20 protein-coding genes and 1 riboswitch are annotated in these 20552 nt (G+C 60.8%); of the genes, 12 read left to right on the top strand and 8 right to left on the bottom strand.

Translation table 11 applies throughout. The features are described 5' to 3' along the window. Nucleotide 1: 1 nt before the first annotated feature. A riboswitch (S-adenosyl-L-homocysteine riboswitch) is annotated at nucleotides 2-100 on the bottom strand. Nucleotides 101-296: 196 nt separating this feature from the next. Continuing rightward, a complete protein-coding gene (locus tag LVD08_RS02525) occupies nucleotides 297-704 on the top strand; it encodes an acyl-CoA thioesterase (protein ID WP_027610610.1) in 408 nt (135 codons plus the stop codon). Nucleotides 705-878: 174 nt separating this feature from the next. Then, the gene (locus LVD08_RS02530) at nucleotides 879-1775 is read left to right on the top strand and encodes a formate/nitrite transporter family protein (protein WP_247267306.1); all 897 of its coding nucleotides are present in this window, start codon (nucleotides 879-881) and stop codon (nucleotides 1773-1775) included. A gap of 2 nt (nucleotides 1776-1777) precedes the next feature. Here the strand turns inward: LVD08_RS02530 and LVD08_RS02535 are convergent, their stop codons facing one another. Together LVD08_RS02535 and LVD08_RS02540 are read right to left on the bottom strand one after the other, a co-directional pair. Then, the gene (locus tag LVD08_RS02535; RefSeq protein WP_247267307.1) at nucleotides 1778-3067 is read right to left on the bottom strand and encodes a cation:dicarboxylate symporter family transporter; all 1290 of its coding nucleotides are present in this window, start codon (nucleotides 3065-3067) and stop codon (nucleotides 1778-1780) included. Nucleotides 3068-3106: 39 nt separating this feature from the next. Beyond that, the gene (locus tag LVD08_RS02540) at nucleotides 3107-3520 is read right to left on the bottom strand and encodes a VOC family protein (protein ID WP_027610613.1); all 414 of its coding nucleotides are present in this window, start codon (nucleotides 3518-3520) and stop codon (nucleotides 3107-3109) included. Between the two features lie 91 nt (nucleotides 3521-3611). On the opposite strand from LVD08_RS02540, the gene LVD08_RS02545 reads away from it, so the two are divergent. Continuing rightward, nucleotides 3612-4475 carry a LysR family transcriptional regulator gene (locus LVD08_RS02545; protein WP_247267308.1) on the top strand — a complete coding sequence of 288 codons (864 nt, stop codon included), beginning with the start codon at nucleotides 3612-3614 and terminating at the stop codon, nucleotides 4473-4475. Nucleotides 4476-4505: 30 nt separating this feature from the next. Here LVD08_RS02545 and LVD08_RS02550 read toward each other — a convergent pair whose 3' ends face one another. After that, the gene (locus tag LVD08_RS02550; RefSeq protein ID WP_247267309.1) at nucleotides 4506-5768 is read right to left on the bottom strand and encodes a cation:proton antiporter; all 1263 of its coding nucleotides are present in this window, start codon (nucleotides 5766-5768) and stop codon (nucleotides 4506-4508) included. 155 nt (nucleotides 5769-5923) lie between these two features. Between LVD08_RS02550 and LVD08_RS02555 the strand changes: the two genes are divergently transcribed. Together LVD08_RS02555 and LVD08_RS02560 are read left to right on the top strand one after the other, a co-directional pair. Further along, nucleotides 5924-6757, top strand: a complete 834-nt coding sequence (locus LVD08_RS02555) for an EamA family transporter (protein WP_247267310.1) — start codon at nucleotides 5924-5926, stop codon at nucleotides 6755-6757. Between the two features lie 39 nt (nucleotides 6758-6796). Beyond that, complete coding sequence (locus LVD08_RS02560; protein ID WP_027610617.1) at nucleotides 6797-7180, top strand: MAPEG family protein; 384 nt, start codon at nucleotides 6797-6799, stop codon at nucleotides 7178-7180. Nucleotides 7181-7320: 140 nt separating this feature from the next. On the opposite strand, the gene mltA is transcribed toward LVD08_RS02560, so the two are convergent. Further along, nucleotides 7321-8505 carry a murein transglycosylase A gene (mltA, locus tag LVD08_RS02565; protein ID WP_247267311.1) on the bottom strand — a complete coding sequence of 395 codons (1185 nt, stop codon included), beginning with the start codon at nucleotides 8503-8505 and terminating at the stop codon, nucleotides 7321-7323. A 128-nt stretch (nucleotides 8506-8633) separates the two neighbouring features. Between mltA and LVD08_RS02570 the strand changes: the two genes are divergently transcribed. Next, entirely contained in the window at nucleotides 8634-9083 is a 450-nt protein-coding gene (locus LVD08_RS02570) for a c-type cytochrome (protein ID WP_027610619.1), read from the top strand. Between the two features lie 126 nt (nucleotides 9084-9209). Here the strand turns inward: LVD08_RS02570 and LVD08_RS02575 are convergent, their stop codons facing one another. The 4 genes from LVD08_RS02575 to LVD08_RS02590 form a co-directional block, all read right to left on the bottom strand. Beyond that, complete coding sequence (locus LVD08_RS02575; protein ID WP_247267312.1) at nucleotides 9210-9605, bottom strand: DUF1090 domain-containing protein; 396 nt, start codon at nucleotides 9603-9605, stop codon at nucleotides 9210-9212. Nucleotides 9606-9700: 95 nt separating this feature from the next. Next, the gene (gene ligB, locus LVD08_RS02580) at nucleotides 9701-11377 is read right to left on the bottom strand and encodes an NAD-dependent DNA ligase LigB (RefSeq protein WP_247267313.1); all 1677 of its coding nucleotides are present in this window, start codon (nucleotides 11375-11377) and stop codon (nucleotides 9701-9703) included. 235 nt (nucleotides 11378-11612) lie between these two features. Continuing rightward, nucleotides 11613-12803 carry a methionine adenosyltransferase gene (gene metK / locus LVD08_RS02585; RefSeq protein WP_027610621.1) on the bottom strand — a complete coding sequence of 397 codons (1191 nt, stop codon included), beginning with the start codon at nucleotides 12801-12803 and terminating at the stop codon, nucleotides 11613-11615. A gap of 18 nt (nucleotides 12804-12821) precedes the next feature. Next, nucleotides 12822-13817, bottom strand: a complete 996-nt coding sequence (locus tag LVD08_RS02590) for an ArsR/SmtB family transcription factor (protein WP_247267314.1) — start codon at nucleotides 13815-13817, stop codon at nucleotides 12822-12824. 258 nt (nucleotides 13818-14075) lie between these two features. Here LVD08_RS02590 and tkt point away from each other — a divergent pair, with 258 nt between their 5' ends. The 6 genes from tkt (at nucleotide 14076) to fba (ending at nucleotide 20491) form a co-directional block, all read left to right on the top strand. Continuing rightward, entirely contained in the window at nucleotides 14076-16073 is a 1998-nt protein-coding gene (gene tkt / locus LVD08_RS02595) for a transketolase (RefSeq protein WP_247267315.1), read from the top strand. A gap of 180 nt (nucleotides 16074-16253) precedes the next feature. Then, nucleotides 16254-17312, top strand: a complete 1059-nt coding sequence (gene epd, locus LVD08_RS02600) for an erythrose-4-phosphate dehydrogenase (RefSeq protein ID WP_247267316.1) — start codon at nucleotides 16254-16256, stop codon at nucleotides 17310-17312. A gap of 26 nt (nucleotides 17313-17338) precedes the next feature. Then, nucleotides 17339-18502: a phosphoglycerate kinase gene (locus tag LVD08_RS02605; protein ID WP_027610625.1), complete on the top strand. Its 1164-nt coding sequence runs from the start codon at nucleotides 17339-17341 to the stop codon at nucleotides 18500-18502. A gap of 34 nt (nucleotides 18503-18536) precedes the next feature. Next, a complete protein-coding gene (locus LVD08_RS02610) occupies nucleotides 18537-18758 on the top strand; it encodes a hypothetical protein (RefSeq protein WP_007961876.1) in 222 nt (73 codons plus the stop codon). 56 nt (nucleotides 18759-18814) lie between these two features. After that, on the top strand, nucleotides 18815-19147 hold the full coding sequence (locus LVD08_RS02615) for an MliC family protein (protein ID WP_098966020.1): 333 nt from the start codon (nucleotides 18815-18817) through the stop codon (nucleotides 19145-19147). A gap of 279 nt (nucleotides 19148-19426) precedes the next feature. Next, complete coding sequence (gene fba, locus LVD08_RS02620) at nucleotides 19427-20491, top strand: class II fructose-bisphosphate aldolase (RefSeq protein WP_003229012.1); 1065 nt, start codon at nucleotides 19427-19429, stop codon at nucleotides 20489-20491. Nucleotides 20492-20552: the final 61 nt, after the last annotated feature.

The following is a 20552-nucleotide window of genomic DNA, read 5'->3' on the forward strand; positions in this document are numbered from 1 at the left end:
ATGCGAATGGGCGCCGTTGTGCGTTTAGTGTCCGGCCGTGGCCAGTCAACGCCCCATCCGAGCCTGACAGGTTGATCCTGCTGCAGCGCCCCTCGGACAGGTGGCGGGAAAACGGTAGCAAGTGAAGGTTACCGTTTTGAAACGGGGGCGATTATAGCCGTCTAGACTGATCTTCCAAAGGGTTTCTGTCGGCCAGATGAAGATCGTTAATAGCGACCATAGTAGAAGGCTCATGGAGCCTGACCGCCCGGTCTGCCAAGATGGCGCCATCTTTCGGCAAACGCTCAGGAGTGAACATGAATTTCCACACCCGCAAATGGGTAAAACCCGAAGACCTGAACCCCAACGGCACCCTGTTCGGCGGCAGCCTGCTGCGCTGGATCGACGAAGAAGCGGCGATTTACGCGATCGTCCAGTTGGGCAATCAGCGCGTGGTGACCAAGTACATTTCCGAGATCAATTTCGTCAGCGCCTCGCGCCAGGGCGACATCATCGAGCTGGGCATCACCGCCACCGAGTTCGGTCGTACCTCGATCACCCTGACCTGTGAAGTGCGCAACAAGATCACCCGCAAGAGCATCCTCACGGTCGAGAAGATGGTCTTCGTCAACCTCGGCGAAGACGGCCTGCCGGCGCCGCACGGTCGCACCGAGATCAAGTACGTCAAAGACCAGTTCAAGGAAGATGAACTGGTCAGCAAGTAACATCGGCGGCGCGCCCTTCGCGAGCAAGCCCGCTCCCACATGGATTGCGTTGTACCTGTGGGAGCGGGCTTGCTCGCGAAGGCGGTTGTTCAGTCAGCGAAGAATCATCTGGCCACTGAACAGCCATGAACCGCCGGGGTCGTAGGTAAACACCACCCCCACGGTTCCCACGCCATGACCACCCCGACAGACGGCAAGACCCCAAACCTCTCGACCGACGAACAACACGAAGTCGAGAAAAACCAGCCGCCCCGCGCGGCGGTTCTGCATGAAATCATCCGCACTCAGGGCGATCAGGAACTGGAGCGCAGCATCGCTGCATTGTGGTGGTCGGCGCTCGCCGCCGGGCTGACCATGGGCCTGTCGCTGATGGGCATGGGCCTGCTCAATTCGCGCCTGCCCGAGGGCGACGAATTCAAGGTCATCGCCAGTTTCGGCTACTGCGCCGGTTTCCTCGCGGTGATTCTCGCCCGCCAGCAACTGTTCACCGAAAACACCCTGACCGCCGTTCTGCCGGTGATGACCAAACCGACCCTGAAAAACTTCGGCCGGCTGATCCGCCTGTGGGGCGTGGTTCTGTTCGGCAACTTGTGCGGGACGATTGTGGTGGCGTACGTGATGCTTGAGCTGCCGATCTTCGACAGCAAGACTGATCACGCCTTCCTTGAAATCGGCCGCAAGGTCATGGAAAACCACGCCAGTCAGATGTTCGCCAAGGGCATCGTTTCCGGCTGGATGATCGCCACCATGGTCTGGATGATCCCGTCCATGGAGAGCGCGAAGATGTGGATCATCATCCTCATCACCTACCTGATGGCGCTGGGCGACTTCACCCACATCGTGGTCGGTTCGGCGGAAGTGTCGTATCTGGTGTTTGCCGGCGAGCTGCCGTGGAGTGATTTCTGGATGGTGTTTGCCGGGCCCACGCTGGCGGGGAATATCATCGGCGGCAGTTTCATCTTCGCCCTGATCAGCCATGCGCAGATCCGCAGCGAAAGCGGGGCGCCCAAGACGGATAAACCGAACTCCGGCAAACCCCGCGAAGATGAGTCCGACAGCAAGCCCCGATAGTTTCAGGCCTTGAACGGCGGGCTGACCGGTTCTGTCGTCGGTTCGCTTTCAGGTGCCTTGAGCTGTCCCTCCCAGCGCGCTATGACCAGCGGTGCCAGTGCGTTGCCCAACACGTTGAGCGCGGTGACCGGCATGTCCATCAAGCGGTAGACGCCGGCGATGATTGCCACGCCTTCCACTGGCAAACCGGCGGTGGTCAGGGTCGCTGTGAGTATGATGAACATGAAACCCGGCACTCCCGCCGCGCCCTTTGACGTCAACACCATGATCAGCACCAGCATGGCCTGATCCGCCAGACCCAGATCAATCCCGTACGCCTGGGCGATAAACAGCGTGCCCAGTCCCGCGAACAGCGAGGCGCCATCAAGGTTGAACGAGTACCCCAGTGGAATGACCATGCTGGTGATCGGGCGCGGAGCGCCATACTTCTCCATTTTCTCGATCAGTTGTGGCATCACCGTGGCCGACGCAGCACTGCTGTAAGCCAGTATCAATTCACTGCGTATTTCCCGAATCAGGTGGAAAAAGCGAATGCCGGCCATCCGCGCCACCAACCCCAGCACGCCCAACGCGAAGAGCAACACCGCGACGTAAGTGATGCCGATCAGCTTCGCCAGCGGCAGCAACGCACTGAGGCCGAAGCTGGCCACGGTGACCCCGATCAGGCCGAAGATGCCGATGGGTGAATAGTGCATGACCAGATGCGTGACCTTGAACATGGTGTCCGATACCGCCTGAATCACGGCGATCAATGGCGCCTTCTGCGGCCCGGGCAGCATCGACAGGGCACAGCCGAACAGGATGGCGAAAAACAGTACTGAGAGCAGCTTGCCCTGAGACATGGCCAGGACGATGTTGTCCGGCACGATGTTCACCAGAGTTCGGCCCAGGTTCTGTGTTTCTCCCGTATTCGCCAGACCAATGGCCGGTGATTGCAGGGTGCTGCTGAAGTCCGCGCCGGCGCCGGGCTGAAAAACATTGCCGACGATCAGTCCGAAGACGATGGCGATGCTGGTGATGGTAAAGAAATAAACCAGCGTCTTTATTCCGACCCGACCCAGCGCCTTGGTGCTGCCTGCCCCGGCGATGCCGACGACCATGCACGCAAAGACCAACGGTACGACAATCATTTTCATCAGCCTGATGAACAGGTCACCGGCCGGTTGCAGCAGATTGTCGATGAACCAGATCTTGTGTTCGGGAAACTGGTTGAGAAGGATGCCGACGATTATTCCGGCTGCCAGCCCGAGCATGATGCGGGTGACCAGACTGGTGGGTTTCCTGGTAGTCATGATGTGCCCCTTTTGTTGTTGTGTTTGTTGGGGTGAAGCTCAGTGTGCGAAGAGGCCGTCGAAGTCCTTGAAACCCTTGACTTCGATCGGGTTGCCGCTGGGGTCGAGAAAGAACATTGTGCGCTGCTCGCCGGGTTCGCCGGCGAAGCGGATCACCGGAGGGATTTCAAACGTTGTGCCGAGGCGGCTCAAACGATCGGCCAGCTCCAGCCACTCCTCCAGCGGCAGGACGACGCCAATGTGCGGCATCAATACTTTGTGATCGCCAACCTGGCCGGTACGGGTAGTGGTGAAGGGCGTGCCCACATGAAGCGAGAGCTGATTGCCGAAAAAGTCGAAGTCGACCCATGTCTCGGTACTGCGGCCTTCGGTGCAGCCCAACACATCTCGATAAAAAGTCCGCGCCTGTTCCAGGTCGCAAACATGGTATGCAGCGTGAAAAGGTCTGTTCATGCGATGTCCCCAAGTGAAGGAGCGCTCAGGGTAAACAGACCGTGCGGCGGGGCATAACGACTTCGCCTTGTTCTGAGCGAAAGGAAAACTTATGGATGTACGGTTTCTGAAAAGTCTGGTGGCGGTGGTTGAGGCCGGTTCGATTGCGGCAGCGGCACGGCGCGAGAGTCGCACTGCGGCGGCTATCAGTCAGCGCGTCCAGGCGCTCGAGAGATTGCTGGGTTGCACGTTACTGCTGCGTACCGCGCACGCTGCCCGGCCCTCGGACCAGTGCCTGCTGATTCTGCCGAAGATCAGGGCGATCATCGAATTGGCCCAGGATCTACAGAGCGATCTGCATCCCGATGGGGTGGCCGGTGAACTGACAATCGGTGCAATTTCCACAGCGCTGACCGGCGTGTTACCCACCTTGATCGAACGATTGGCGCTTACAGCACCTGATTTGAAGCTGAAGATCACCCCGGGTGACTCGAAAAGTCTTTACGAGAAGGTGCTTGCAGGGGAGTTGGACGCAGCGATTCTGGTCAGGCCTCCATTCCAGCCGCCCAAGGCATTGGCCTTGGTCGTGCTCAAGGTAGAGCCGCTGATTCTGGTGGCTCCAGCCGCGTACGCCGGGCAGTCGCTGGAAACGCTGTTGCGCGTTCATCCGTTCATTCGTTATGACGCACGCTCGTGGGGTGGGCAGATTGCTCAGCGCTACCTCGATGAACAGGCCATCGAGCCCAACGTGCTGTGCGAACTGGATGCGCTGGAAACGATCGTCATGCTGGTCGCGCAGGGGATGGGGGTATCGCTGGTGCCGCAGTGGGCCGGGATGAGGCTGGAAGGGATGTACGTTTTACCGGTCGAGGACGGTCAGCGTCATGCGCGCGAGTTGGTGGTGATGCATGGCTCGACGCCGCACCGCCCATTGGCGATGCGACATCTGCTTGATTTGCTGTGCGCTCCGTCGTGAAGGGCTTCACGACGGCGCTGCGGTGATACATCAGTGTGCGGGTTCAGCCACGGACGTCGGCTCGTCACGGGTGGCATGCTTGACCAGTTTACCGATGGTCAGGCCCTGCAACAGGATCGACGACAGCACCACGATGTAGGTGATGCTCAGCAGCAGATCGCGCTCCGGGCCCAGCGGCAGGGCCAGCGCCAGTGCCACCGAGACCCCCCCGCGCAAACCACCCCAGGTCAGGATGCGGATGGTGCCGCGCGGCACCGTGCGCCAGCGCCGCAGCAGGACAATGGCCGGGGCCACGGTGAGCAGGCGCGACAGCAGGATCGCCAGCGCCAGCAAACTGGCCGCCGCCACGTGCGCCCAGTTGAACGGCAGCAGCAACAGCTCCATGCCGATCAGTGCGAACAGCAGCGCATTGAGCATGTCATCGAGCAGCTCCCAGAAGCCGTCAAGGTACTTGCGGGTCATGTCGTTCATCGCCAGGTTGCGCCCCAGGTTGCCGATGATCAGACCGGCCACCACCATCGCAATCGGTGCGGAAACGTGCAGCTCGGTGGCCATCGCCGAACCGCCGATCACTAGCGCGAGAGTCAGCATCACCGTGATCTGATGCTGCTGGACGCTTTTGATCATCCGGTACACCCCATAACCGATCAGCCCGCCGAACAGTACGCCGCCAAGGGCCTCGTGCACGAACAGCATGGCCGTGGCGCTGAGGGTCGGCGTCTCGCCCAGTTGGGCGATGCCCAGCAACACGGTAAACACCACCACCGCAGTGCCGTCATTGAACAGCGACTCGCCGACGATGGTGGTTTTCAGCGGCTTGGAGGCATTGGCGGTACGCAGTACGCCGAGCACTGCGATCGGGTCTGTAGGCGAAATCAGCGCGCCGAACAGCAGGCAGTAGAGGAAGCTCACGTGCCAGCCGAACAGGGCAAAAATGTAATAGGCGAGGCTGCCGATCACGGCGGTGGCAATCAGCACGCCGAACGTTGCCAGCAGGCCGATCGGCCAGCGGTAGCTGCGCAGGTCGTTGAGGTTGACGTGCAGGGCGCCGGCGAACAGCAGGAACGACAGCATCCAGTTCATCAGCAGATCGCCGAAGTCGATCTGGCCGATCAGTTGTTGCACGCGTTCTTCCAGGCCGGGATAGCCGAGCACGCTCAGGCCTTGCAGCAACAGGGAAAACATCAGCGCGGTGACCATCACGCCGATGGTCGGCGGCAGGCCGATGAAGCGGTAATTGACGAAGGTGAGGAGGGTGGTGAGGCAGATAAAAGCGGCGACAAGTTCTAGCATCCGGGCTCCATTGGATGGGGGTGGAAAGACAGCGCCCCGATTCTTCGGTGCAAAGGTTGGATGGGCTGTTTCGGGGTGGGGACACAATCATGCCCCCTCGGTTGGTCAGCCGCAGACATTGGTGTAGGGTCAACAAGAAAATCAAGGAGTGGGACGTGGCGGCGACAGTTCTGGTGTTAATGGCGGCGCTGTTGCATGCGACGTGGAATACCCTGATCAAGTTCAGTGCCGAACGGCTGCTGGTGGTGGCGTGCATGGACACGGTGGCGCTGCTGTTCGTGGCGCTGGCGTTGCCCTTCATCAGTCTGCCGCCGCTGGACATCTGGCCGTGGATTCTGGCTTCCGCGGCGTTCGAATTGCTGTATCGCTATCTGCTGATTCAAGCCTATCGGGTCGGCGACCTCGGGTTGGTCTATCCGCTGATGCGTGGCTTGTCGCCGCTGGTGGTGCTGGCGCTGACCCTGATCTTCGCCGGCGAAGTGCTCACTGCGCAGCAGATCTTCGGGATCATGCTGATTCCGCTGGGCATGGCCTGCCTGCTCTGGCAGGGCGGTGGCGGCAAACATCTGCCGTGGTCGATGCTACCCGTGGTGGCGCTGATCGGCTTGTGCATCGGTTGTTACACCTACATTGACGGTCAGGCCTTGCGGCGCTGGTCGCATCCACTGGATTACCTGGTCTGGGTCACGCTGCTCAGCGCCTGGCCGTTTCCGTTGCTGGCATGGGTCGCCAAACGCCCGGCGTTTATGGTGTTCTGGCGCGAGCAGTGGAAGCTGGGTCTGGCGGTCGGGTTCTGCGTGTTGCTCAGCTACGCTCTGGTGCTGTGGGCGATGCAGTTGGGCTCGATTGCCGAAGCGGCGGCATTGCGTGAGATCAGCGTGATTCTGGTGGTGCTGTTCGGCATGCGGTACTTGAAAGAACCTTTCGGCAGGCCGCGGCTCTTAGCCTGTGGGCTGGTGCTGATCGGCATGCTGGTGATGAAGTTCTGACCGCCCGCCATTTCCAACACTCGAAAAAAGGACGGCGTTATGACGGTGGCTCTGTGGTGTGTATTGATCGCGATTTTCCTGCCGTATGTGTGCACGATCGTGGCCAAGGTCTCAGGCGGTTTCAGGCTCAGTGACAATCATGATCCTCGGGATTTTCTCGATAGCGTGGGCGGCGTCGCCCGACGGGCGCATGCGGCGCAGTTGAACAGCTTCGAGGTGATGCCGGCATTTGCTGCCGCAGTGATTGTTGCGCATCTTGTGGGCACGGCGCAGCTGGTGACAGTGAATGTGCTGGCGGTGCTGTTTATCACCAGTCGCCTGCTGTACATCATCTGCTACCTGGCGGATTGGGCGATCTTGCGGTCGCTGGTGTGGTTTGTCGGGATGGGGCTCATTGCTGCGTTCTTCTTTGTGTCGGTCTGAATCTCGGGTGTTGCTGCCGGCCTCTTCGCGAGCAAGCCAGCTCCCACAGGTATCAATGGCGAGCACAAATCCTGTGTACACCAAAGAACCCTGTGGGAGCGGGCTTGCCCGCGAAGGCGGTAGCTCTGGCGCCGAGGCGCTTAAGGCTTGTCCTTAACCGTATCGGCCACCTGCGGTACTTGCGGCAACGCCGCACCCTTAGGCCAGAGCATCCAGATCTGCCCCTGCTGCTTCATGTCCCCGGCCAGTTGCCCGGCAGCATCGCCGGTGCCCCAGAACAGATCCGCACGCACCTCGCCGGCAATCGCGCCACCGGTGTCCTGCGCCGCGACCGGGCGAACCAAAGCGCTGCCGTCCGGACGGGTGGTCGACAGCCACAGCAGGCTGCCCAACGGAATCACCTTGCGATCCACCGCTGCGCTGTAGCCGGCGGTCAGCGGCACATTGAGCGAGCCGCGTGGGCCTTCGTTGCTGTCCGGGTTGCGGGTGAAGAACACATAGCTCGGGTTGCTGCCCAGCAGTTCCGGGATGCGCGACGGATTGGCCTTGGCCCAGTTGCTGATCGCGCCCATGGTCACGTCTTCTTTCTTCAACTCGCCCTGTTCCACCAGCCAGCGCCCGATCGGCCGGTACGGGTGGCCGTTCTGGTCGGCGTAGGCGATGCGCAGTTGTTTGCCATCCGGCGTCTGAATCCGCCCGGAACCCTGAATCTGCAAAAACTGCAGGTTCATCGGATCGGTCAGGTACGCCACTACCGGCGCTTTGACGCCTTTGGACTCGATGGTCGCCGCGTCGTCATACGGCTTGAGCACTCGGCCTTCGAGACGGCCACGCAGGCGTTTGCCCTTGAGCTCCGGGTAAATGCTGTCCAGCGAGACGATGATCATGTCTTCCGGCACGCCGTACACCGGCACGTTCGCCACCTCGGTGGGCGTCATGCTGCCGGGGTAGACCGGTTCGTAGTAACCGGTGATCAGACCGTTGGGGTTGTCATGCTCGGCGCGCAGTCCGAACACGTCGAGGTTCTGCTTGAGGAACGCGCGAATCTCGTTGGCGCTTTGCGGCACGTTGGCGGCTGCCGCGCAGGTGCCGCCCCAGACCGGATCAGCCTTGAGTCGGGTGCAGGCGCTGCGCCATGAACCGAAACCGGCGACCAGATCGCTGTCGGACACCGCCGGCAAGGCTTCCCAAGTGGCGCTGGAATAAGTGGCCAAGGCATGGGTTTTCGGTTTGGCAGTGTCGCCACCGGTGCAGCCGGCAAGGATTGCCAGCAGTGGCAGGGTTGCGATCAGTGGGTGACGCCAGGCCTTGAAACGGCTGTTCATGGAGTGATTCCTGTGCCGGTTGCCCAAGTGCTCCATGCGCTCCGGCAACCCGTATTTTTAATAGGGCTATTGGTGTTTGTCGGCGACGCGAGGATACTGGCCGCCGAATTCCGTGACCTGAAGCCACCATGACTCTTAAAAGAATTTCTGTTGTATTGCTGGCCTGTCTGACCTTGTCCGCCTGTGGCGGCGTCGATCCGAATTCTCCGCTGGGGCAACGCAAGGCGATCTTCAAGCAGATGCTCAAGACCGGCGAAGACCTGGGCGGCATGTTGCGCGGACGCATTCCGTTCGACGGGCCGAAATTCGCCGAAGGCGCGGTCAAACTCGATGCGTTGTCCCATGAACCGTGGAAGCATTTCCCGCAGGTGCGCGAAGAGGATCACACCAGCGCCAAAGACGATGTCTGGCTGCGTCAGGCCCGCTTTCAGGAATTGGCCCGCAACCTTGAAGCGGCCACCGGTGAACTGGTGATCGCCAGCAAGGTTCAGCCGTACAAGGCCAGTAACCTCGGGCCAGCGGTGCAGAAAGTTGAGGATGCCTGCAGCGCTTGCCATAAAGAGTTTCGGGATCATTGATTTCTGTTGTTTGAGCTGACGCCTTCGCGAGCAAGCCCGCTCCCACACTGGATCTGTGTCATTCACAAATCAAATGTGGGAGCGGGCTTGCTCGCGAAGAGGGCATCAAATTCCCCGCATTAACGGTTACTTGTCGATCTGGTCCAGCGCATCCTGCAGTTCCTTGCGCGACTCGGCGAGCTTATCCTTGCGCTTGTTGATCTTCTCCGGATCGCCTTTCTTCATCGCCTTGTCGAGATCCGCCTGACGCTTGCTCACTTCGTGCTTGGCTTCCAGCACCTTGTTTTCGCGTTCTTTCTTCAGGCCAGCATCGGTGCAGTTCTTCGTCACTTCATCCAGAGCGGTTTGCAGACCGGCCTGCTGATCGGTGTTGCCCCGGGATTTCGCCTGCTCGAGCTGATTGATGATGCCCTGCTTCTTCGCGGCGCAACCGGTCAGGCCCGGTGCATCTTCGTCAGCCATCACAGGCGCGGCCAGAACGCCACAGAGAGTCAGCAAGGCAAGCGGTGCAAAAAATTTCATAAAAGCTCCATGTGCAAAGGCAGTCGGGTCGGGGGCACTGCGCTGTTTGAGCGTCTGACGGCCCTTGGGTTCCCGGCTGCCGGGGGATTGCGTGATCAGAAACCGTCGATTCCGGCGGCGCGTAATGTGTCACTCAGGGCCAGCACCTGCGGGTCGCGGAAGAATGCGCTCAATTGCGCCGCGCGGCCCGGGCCGATTCCGGCTTCTGCCTGCCATTGTTCGGTGTCGCGTTGTGCCAGCGCCTGCCACGAGTCGGCCAGTTGTGCCTGCCCCGTCGGCGGTAAACCCAATGCTTTGAGCCACTGGGTGAACGGCCGTTGGCGGGCGCTGTGAAAACTGTTGATCAGACGTGTGCTGCTGCGATCGCCGAAGCCGGCAATGTTAGCAAGCTCTGGCTCGTCGAGGGTCAACCAATCCAGCAGGTTGTTCAGGCGGCCTGTTTCCAGAAGTTTCTCCCAGGTGCCGCGCCCGACATTCTGCAGCGCCAGCCCCTGCTTGCCACTGAGCCAGGTCAGGCGCGCGAGAAACTGGCTTTCGCAACCGGGTGTCGGTTGCCAGCAGCTCAGGGCGTGGAAATCGCCCGTGTCGGGAATGTCGAGGGCGGCCCGTTCGGTGGTGCGCAACACCACACTGTCGAGTCGTGGAATCGTCAACCCGGCCAGGCTGATTGCCACTTGATCGCCGGGGCGGATATCCAGCGCCTGCCAGCGCTTGAGTGAACCGGCACTGACGCGTCTGATCTCGCGGTCATCGAGCATCACCGGCGACAACTCCAATACCGGGGTGATGCGTCCGCTGCGGCCGACTTTGAAATTCACTTTGCGCACCTCGGCCAGCGCTCGGGAAAACGGGTATTTCCAGGCGACGGCCCAGTAGGGCGCGCTCGCCTGCCAGCGCTCAGCCGGTGGGCGCTGGCTCTGGCGCAAGACAATGCCGTCGGTGGCGAAGGGCAGGGGCGATCGATACCAGTGCTCACGCCACTGCTGCGCCTCTTCAAGGTTGGCGATGACCTGACTGAATGGCGCTGTCGTGGCGAAGCCCAGCGTCGCTAGCGTCGATATTCTTTCAGGCAGATTCGCCGGGCCCTGCGGCCAGTCCCAGACGAACAAACCGATCCCGGACGCCTGTTCTGCGCTCAAGATTTTACGGCTCATCAGCCCGGCAACGGTGGCGCGGGCGTTGACGCTGCCGGCGCTGGCTTGCACATGCTGATTCAGGCGCCAATAGAGCTCGCCCTGCACCAGCAGGTCCAGCGGTTGGGTCAGTTGTTGCGGAATGGCAGCGATCTTTTGCGCCGACGCTGTCCAGTCCTGACCGCTGATCCCGTCGCCGCGACTGATCGCCTGCTGCAACAGGCCGCGACGGTAAATCAGCGTGACCGCTACACCATCGACCTTGGGTTGTACCCAGACATCCTGCCGATCCTTTAACCATGCTTGAACGGCGGCGGCTTGGTGAAGCTTGTCCAGACCGGTGTGGGCGATTGGATGCGCGACGGAGCCAGACGCGCTGCGCAACGGTTCGGGCGCTGGGGGCTGCTGGAAGCACTGGCGCCACTCGATGAGGCGCAGGCGCGATTGATCGTAGAGTTCGTCGGCAATCAGCGAGCGGCCTTCGCGGTGATAGGCGTCGTCCCATTGGTCGATCTGCTGTTGCAGAGCCGAGATTTCAACTTGCGCTTTGCCGAATGGCCAGTCTGGGCAGGCTGCATGGGCGATCAGAGGGGTGAAGCTCAGCAAAAGAACTGAAAACAGGCGCAGCGTGGCAAGCATTTTGAGCGTCCTTGCTCGGGGGGAATGCTTTAAGGCTAGGCGAGGATTCAGAGAGGCACCGGGTGGGTGTTTTGCATCGTGTTTCCGTGCCCATACAGGGGGCGCATGGGCCGGCCTCTTCGCGGGCAAGCCCGCTCCCACAGGGTTCTTTATAGATATTGGAAGGGTATCTCAGGCATGAAAAAGCCCCGCACGACGCGAACCGTGCGGGGCTTTTTTTGCAGCCGGGGAGGGCTTACAGACCAGCAGCGGAACGCAGAGCGTCGGCGCGGTCGGTTTTTTCCCAGGTGAAGGTGGAGAAGGTGTCTTCGCCAACCGTCTTGGTCTGCGGAGCACGACCGAAGTGGCCGTAGGCTGCAGTTTCCTGGTACATCGGGTGCAGCAGATCCAGCATGGTGGTGATTGCGTATGGACGCAGGTCGAACACTTCACGCACCAGTTTGATGATCTTGTCATCGCTGATCTTGCCGGTACCGAAGGTGTTCAGCGAGATCGAAGTCGGCTGAGCGACACCGATGGCGTAGGACACCTGAATCTCGCAACGCTCGGCCAGGCCGGCGGCGACGATGTTCTTGGCAACATAACGGCCAGCGTAGGCAGCCGAACGGTCAACCTTCGATGGATCTTTACCGGAGAACGCGCCACCGCCGTGACGGGCCATGCCGCCGTAGCTGTCGACGATGATCTTGCGACCGGTCAGACCGCAGTCACCTACCGGGCCGCCAATGATGAACTGGCCGGTCGGGTTGATGTGGAACTGGGTGTCTTTGCTCAGCAGTTCTGCAGGCAGCACGTGCTTGACGATCAGCTCCATCACGCCTTCGCGCAGGTCTTTGTAGGACACTTCAGGGTTGTGCTGGGTCGACAGAACAACGGCGTCGATACCGACCACCTTGCCGCCTTCGTAACGGCAAGTCACTTGCGATTTGGCGTCCGGACGCAGCCACGGCAGCAGACCCGATTTGCGGGCTTCGGCCTGGCGCTGCACCAGCTGGTGCGAGAAGGTGATCGGCGCTGGCATCAGCACGTCGGTTTCGTTGCTGGCGTAGCCGAACATCAGGCCCTGGTCGCCAGCGCCCTGATCTTCAGGCTTGGCACGGTCAACACCCTGGTTGATGTCAGGGGACTGCTTGCCGATGATGTTCATCACGCCGCAGGTCGCGCCGTCGAAGCCGACTTCGGAACTGGTGTAGCCGATGTCGCAGATCACGTCACGAACGATCTGCTCCAGGTCAACCCAGGCGCTGGTGGTCACTTCACCGGCCACGATGGCAACGCCAGTCTTGACCAGGGTTTCCACGGCAACGCGTGCGTGTTTGTCCTGGGCGATAATGGCGTCCAGCACCGCATCGGAAATCTGGTCGGCGATTTTGTCCGGATGTCCTTCAGACACGGACTCGGAGGTGAAGAGGGAGTATTCGCTCATCTCGATGTTTTCCTGAATTTACCGATGGTGAGTGTCGCCAGCCGGTCGCTGAAAGTGGCGAACCTGGATCTGGAAACCATTACGTAAGCCTACATAGAGGCTGTCCCCGGGAACGAGTCCCGCAGCGGTGGCCCAACGGGCCAAATCGTCCTGTTCAAACCCCAACCACAGATCACCGCAGGCCTCCCTGGCCCAACTCTGGTTGTGGCTACATAACTCTGTCACGAGCAGGCTACCGCCCGGTTGCAGCAGGCCGGCCATGTGCTTGAGCGCTTCGGCCGGCGCGGCGAAATGGTGCAACACCATGTTCAGTACCACGCAATCGGCCTGAAGGCTGGTGCCATTCAATGCATCGGCCAATTGCAGGCTGACGTTAGCCAGCCGTTCACGTTCACATACCTGACGCGCCAGTTCGAGCATCGCCGGGCTGTTGTCCAGCGCGGTTACAGTGCCGAAGCGGCGGGCCAGTTCCGGCAGGAAAGCACCATCGCCGGGGCCGACTTCAATGGCCGTGGCAGCACCATTGAAGTTCAGTTTGTCGAGCAGGGCCAGCACACTGTCACGGTACTGCGGCAGGCCTGCGATCAAGTCTTGCTGGGCGCGGAATTTCTCCGCAACCCGGGTGAAGAAGTCCTGACTGGCGGCTTCACGTTGTCCGTGGACCTGAGCGATGCGTGCCTGCACGTCCTCCGGCAGCGCCAGATTGTCGACTTCTTCTAACAATGCGGCGTGCAACTTGCCGCCCAGCAATTCGGTGTGGGGCAGGGCGCGGCGATAGAAAATCGCGTTGCCTTCGCGGCGTGTCGCCACCAGGTCGGCCTGGGCCAGCACCTTGAGGTGGTGGCTCATGCCGGACTGACCGATACCGAAAATCTGCGCCAGCTCCAGTACGCCGAACGAGTCGTTGGCCAGCGCGCGCAATACATTCAGACGCAGCGGATCGCCACCGGCCTTGCACAGGGCCGCCAGCTCGTCGCAATCGTCATGGCGAATGGAAGGCACGCGTAAGTTCATGGGGCAGCAGTCTAGTGACGGTGGGATATCGCTGCAAGGGCAATATCAAAAAGTTTTGATATTGCTCGATAGATGGCACTTCTCACTGGCTGGTTAACTCTACAAACGAACAGCGGAAAGGTTTCACCAGACGAAACCGCCGTCCAGCACGGGAAAAACGCCCTCGGATGACTATCTGTCATTGCCCCGAGGCGCTCCGGTGAGGGAAAATGCCCTCCTTTTTTCCGTTTCAATCTATTCACACCCAGGAGATCAGCGATGCCTAGCCGTCGTGAGCGTGCCAACGCCATTCGTGCCCTCAGCATGGATGCCGTGCAAAAAGCCAACAGCGGCCATCCCGGTGCCCCTATGGGTATGGCAGATATCGCCGAAGTACTTTGGCGCGACTACCTCAAGCACAACCCGAGCAACCCGTCGTTCGCCGACCGTGACCGCTTCGTGCTGTCCAACGGCCACGGCTCGATGTTGATCTACTCGCTGCTGCACCTGACCGGTTACGACCTGTCGATCGACGACCTCAAGCAGTTCCGTCAACTGCACAGCCGCACCCCGGGTCACCCGGAATTCGGTTATACCCCGGGCGTCGAGACCACCACCGGCCCGCTGGGTCAGGGGCTGGCCAACGCCGTCGGTTTCGCCCTGGCGGAAAAAGTCCTGGGCGCGCAGTTCAACCGTCCTGGCCACAACATCGTTGATCACCACACCTACGTGTTCCTCGGTGATGGCTGCATGATGGAAGGCATTTCCCACGAAGTCGCTTCCCTGGCCGGTACGCTGGGCCTGAGCAAGCTGATCGCCTTCTACGATGACAACGGCATCTCCATCGACGGTGAAGTCGAAGGCTGGTTCACCGATGACACCCCGAAGCGTTTCGAATCCTACAACTGGCAGGTGATCCGCAACGTCGACGGTCACGATCCGGAAGAGATCAAGACCGCCATCGAAACCGCGCGCAAGAGCCCGCTGCCGACCCTGATCTGCTGCAAGACCACCATCGGTTTCGGTTCGCCGAACAAGCAGGGCAAGGAAGACTGCCACGGCGCCCCACTGGGTGACGCGGAAATCGCTCTGACCCGTCAGGCGCTGAACTGGAACTACGGCCCGTTCGAAATCCCTGCAGACATTTATGCCGAGTGGGATGCCAAGGAAAAAGGTCGCGCTGCCGAAGCCGAGTGGGATCAGCGTTTCGCTGCCTACTCCGCGGCGTTCCCGACCGAAGCCAACGAGCTGATCCGTCGTCTGAGCGGCGAACTGCCGGCTGACTTCGCGGAAAAAGCCTCGGCCTACATCGCTGAAGTGGCGGCCAAAGGCGAAACCATCGCCAGCCGTAAAGCCAGCCAGAACACCCTGAACGCGTTCGGCCCGCTGCTGCCGGAACTGCTCGGCGGTTCGGCTGACCTGGCCGGTTCCAACCTGACCCTGTGGAAAGGTTGCAAAGGCGTCAGCGCTGAAGACGCCAGCGGCAACTACATGTACTACGGCGTGCGCGAATTCGGCATGACCGCGATCATGAACGGCGTGTCCCTGCACGGCGGCCTGGTGCCTTACGGCGCGACCTTCCTGATGTTCATGGAATATGCGCGCAACGCGGTACGCATGTCGGCGCTGATGAAGAAGCGTGTGATCCACGTCTACACCCACGACTCCATCGGTCTGGGCGAAGACGGCCCGACGCACCAGCCGATCGAGCAACTGACCAGCCTGCGCACCACGCCGAACCTCGACACCTGGCGTCCAGCCGATGCCGTTGAATCGGCAGTGGCCTGGAAAAATGCGCTGGAGCGTAAGGACGGCCCTTCGGCGCTGATCTTCTCGCGTCAGAACCTGCAGCACCAGGAACGCGATGCCGGCCAGATCGCCGACATCAGCCGCGGTGGTTACGTGTTGAAGGACTGCGCAGGCGAGCCTGAGCTGATCCTGATTGCGACCGGTTCGGAAGTCGGTCTGGCCGTTCAGGCCTTCGACAAACTGACCGGGCAGGGCCGCAAGGTGCGCGTGGTTTCCATGCCGTGCACCAGCGTGTTCGATGCGCAGGACGCCGGCTACAAGCAATCGGTTCTGCCGTTGCAGGTCAGCGCACGTATCGCGATCGAAGCGGCTCACGCCGACTTCTGGTTCAAGTATGTGGGTCTGGAAGGTCGCGTGATCGGCATGACCACCTACGGCGAATCGGCTCCGGCTTCGGCACTGTTCGAAGAGTTCGGCTTCACCCTGGACAACATCCTGGGTCAGGCTGAAGAGCTGCTGGAAGACTGATCCAGAAGTTGCGTCGTCTGGACTGACGCCTTCGCGAGCAAGCCCGCTCCCACTGGGGGATTTGTTGTGTGACACAAACAGTGTTCTCAACCCTGATCCAATGTGGGAGCGGGCTTGCTCGCGAAATCGTTGGTTCAGACACCACTGCAATAACGGAATCAAACGGTAATCGAGAACCCCATGCCTCACCCGCGTCCCTACAAAGTTGCACTCAACGGCTACGGCCGGATTGGTCGTTGCGTTTTGCGTGCGTTGTTCGAGCGTGGCGAGAAGGCCGGGTTTGAAATTGTCGCGATCAACGATCTGGCGGACATGGCCAGCATCGAATACCTGACACGCTTCGACTCCACCCACGGCCGCTTTCCCGGCGAAGTGCGAGTAGACGGCGATTGTCTGCATATTAATGGCGACTGCGTGAAGGTCCTGCGCAGTGCCACCCCCGAAGGCATTGACTGGGCGGCGCTGGGCGTCGACCTGGTGCTGGAGTGCTCCGGCGCTTACCACACCCGTGAAGACGGCCAGCGTTTCCTCGACGCCGGCGCGCCACGCGTGCTGTTCTCGCAACCGATGGCCAGCGAGGCGGATGTCGACGCCACCATCGTCTTCGGCGTCAATCAGGATTGCCTGACCGGCGATGAACTGCTGGTGTCCAACGCCTCCTGCACCACCAACTGCGGCGTGCCGCTGTTGCGTCTGCTGGACAAGGCGATCGGCCTGGATTACGTGTCGATCACCACGATTCACTCGGCGATGAACGATCAGCCGGTGATCGACGCCTATCACCACGAAGACCTGCGCCGCACCCGTTCGGCGTTCCAGTCGGTGATCCCGGTGTCCACTGGTCTGGCACGTGGCATCGAGCGCCTGCTGCCGGAACTTGCCGGGCGAATTCAGGCCAAAGCCGTACGCGTGCCGACGGTCAACGTGTCCTGCCTCGACATCACGATGCAGACCGCCACCGCGACCGATGCCAACGAGGTCAACCGGATCCTGCGCGAAGCCGCCACCAGCGGCCCACTCAAAGGCCTGTTGGCCTACACCGAGTTGCCGCACGCCAGCTGTGATTTCAACCATGACCCACATTCGGCCATCGTCGATGCCAGTCAGACCCGTGTTTCCGGCCCCAAACTGGTGAACATCCTGGCCTGGTTCGACAACGAATGGGGTTTTGCCAACCGAATGCTGGACGTTGCAGACCACTATCTGCAAACAGCGATTTCAAAAAAACCTGCTCTCTAAGAACAGCTACTCAGGAAGTGCGACCCATGACCGTGTTGAAGATGTCCGACCTCGATCTGCAAGGTAAGCGCGTATTGATTCGCGAAGACCTCAACGTCCCAGTCAAGGACGGTGTTGTCACCAGCGATGCGCGTATCCTGGCTTCGCTGCCGACCATCAAGCTGGCCCTGGAAAAAGGTGCGGCGGTGATGGTGTGCTCACACCTGGGCCGTCCGACCGAAGGCGAGTTCTCCGCCGAGAACAGCCTCAAGCCAGTCGCTGACTACCTGAGCAAGGCCCTGGGCCGCGACGTGCCGCTGGTGGCCGATTACCTGGGCGGCGTTGACGTCAAGGCCGGCGACATCGTGCTGTTCGAAAACGTGCGCTTCAACAAGGGCGAGAAAAAGAACGCTGACGAGCTGGCCCAGCAATACGCCGCCCTGTGCGACGTGTTCGTGATGGACGCCTTCGGCACCGCGCACCGCGCAGAGGGTTCGACCCACGGCGTGGCCAAGTTCGCCAAAGTCGCCGCTGCCGGCCCGTTGCTGGCCGCTGAGCTGGACGCACTGGGCAAGGCGCTGGGCGCACCGGCCAAGCCAATGGCTGCGATCGTTGCCGGCTCCAAGGTGTCGACCAAACTCGACGTACTCAACAGCCTGAGCCAGATCTGCGATCAACTGATCGTCGGTGGCGGCATCGCCAACACTTTCCTGGCTGCCGCCGGTCACCCGGTCGGCAAGTCGCTGTACGAGCCGGACCTGCTGGACACCGCGCGTGCCATCGCCGCCAAGGTCAGTGTGCCGCTGCCGGTGGACGTGGTGGTTGCCAAGGAATTCGCTGAAAGCGCCGAAGCCACCGTCAAGCTGATTGCTGACGTTGCCGCTGACGACATGATTCTGGACATCGGCCCGCAAACCGCGGCCAACTTCGCCGAACTGCTGAAATCGTCGAAAACCATTCTGTGGAACGGCCCGGTCGGCGTGTTTGAATTCGACCAGTTCGGCAACGGCACCAAGGTGCTGGCCCAGGCCATCGCTGACAGCGCCGCGTTCTCCATTGCCGGCGGTGGCGACACCCTGGCGGCCATCGATAAATATGGCGTGGCCGAGCAAATCTCCTACATTTCCACCGGTGGCGGCGCGTTCCTCGAATTCGTCGAAGGCAAGGTGCTGCCGGCCGTTGAAGTCCTGGAAAGTCGGGCCAAGGCCTGAGGCCGCCCGTTTGGCCAGGCAAAGGAGTGTTCAGATGGTCAAGTCGTTAGCGCTGTTGTTGCTGACCGGTACGCTGGCGGCCTGCGGGAGTAACCCGAAGGCCGAGGCGACACCTGCGCCGGATGCGGCACAGAAAGGCTGCTACCAGGCCGACTGGCAGGCCGAAACCAACCCGGTGCTGAACAAGCGCTCGGGGCCGGACGGTCTGGACAAATACGAGACGCAAACCCCGGCCAAGGAACATGGTTGTCCTTGACCGGTCTGACTCTTAACTCAGGGCTGGCGGCGTTGGCTGTCAGTCGAGGAACACGGATGAAAGGCTTGATCGCCATTGCGGCGTTGGCATTGTTGGGCGGTTGCGCGCAGTTGAACCTGTTTCAGTCGTCTGCACCTGCGGACAGCTGGACCACCTGGACCTGCGACAGCCAGGCCAAAGTGCTATGGCGCTACGCCAATGCCGGCCAGAAGGAAGTCGATGTTCGGCTGGGTGGCGGTGATCAGGTCTATCGCCTGAAAGAAGAGCCGGGCGCCTCGGGCGTGCTGTACAGCGACGGCATGCTGGCGTTTCACGTCAAGGGTGACGAAGGCCTGGTGTACTGGGTCGCCACCAATGACCTGATTGGCCGCGGCTGCAAGGCCGAGTAAGACGATTGAATTGATTCACATAGATCCAAAATGTGGGAGCGGGCTTGCTCGCGAAGGCGGTGGATCAGCTTGCATCAATGTTGAATGTAAATCCGCATTCGCGAGCAAGTCGAATCGTCGCACCGCCGCTCCCACAGGGTTCTCTGTTGTTCACAAGATTTTGGTAACACCGAATCACCAGACCGGGCTTCGACCCCCGATCTGCAATCACTTGAATAGCCGCCGCCGCTCCGGCAGGCTGGCACGATTAACGACCCTCAACCGGGAGAGACACACACAATGGCACTTATCAGCATGCGCCAGATGCTGGACCACGCAGCCGAGTTCGGCTACGGCGTTCCAGCCTTCAACGTCAACAACCTTGAGCAGATGCGCGCCATCATGGAAGCCGCTGACAAGACTGACTCCCCGGTGATCGTCCAGGCTTCGGCCGGCGCTCGCAAATACGCCGGCGCGCCATTCCTGCGTCACCTGATCCTGGCCGCGATCGAAGAATTCCCGCACATCCCGGTGTGCATGCACCAGGACCACGGCACCAGCCCTGACGTCTGCCAGCGCTCCATCCAGCTGGGCTTCAGCTCGGTGATGATGGACGGCTCCCTGGGCGAAGACGGCAAGACTCCGACCGACTACGAATACAACGTCCGCGTTACCCAACAAACCGTCGCCATGGCTCACGCCTGCGGCGTTTCGGTAGAAGGCGAGCTGGGCTGCCTGGGTTCGCTGGAAACCGGTATGGCCGGTGAAGAAGACGGCATCGGCGCTGAAGGCGTTCTGGATCACAGCCAGATGCTGACCGACCCGGAAGAAGCCGCTGACTTCGTCAAGAAGACCCAGGTCGATGCCTTGGCCATCGCCATCGGCACCAGCCACGGCGCCTACAAGTTCACCAAGCCACCTACCGGTGACGTACTGGCGATCGACCGCATCAAGGAAATCCACAAGCGCATCCCGAACACCCACCTGGTGATGCACGGTTCCTCGTCGGTGCCACAAGAGTGGCTGGCGATCATCAACCAGTACGGCGGCGACATCAAAGAAACCTACGGCGTACCGGTTGAAGAAATCGTCGAAGGCATCAAGTACGGCGTGCGCAAGGTCAACATCGACACCGACCTGCGCCTGGCATCCACCGGCGCAATGCGTCGCCTGATGGCCACCAATCCGAGCGAATTCGACCCACGTAAATTCTTCGGCGCAACCGTGACGGCGATGCGTGATGTGTGTATCGCTCGTTATGAAGCGTTCGGTACTGCCGGTAATGCTTCGAAGATCAAGCCGATCTCGTTGGAAGCGATGTTCCAGCGTTATCTGAAGGGTGAGTTGAACGCCAAGGTGAACTAAGTCCGGGCGTTGAGCTGCTTTTATGAGAAACCCGCCGAGAGGCGGGTTTTTTGTGGTCGAT

This window comes from Pseudomonas sp. YL2 (assembly GCF_023063025.1).
Taxonomy (GTDB): Bacteria; Pseudomonadota; Gammaproteobacteria; order Pseudomonadales; family Pseudomonadaceae; genus Aquipseudomonas; species Aquipseudomonas putida_A.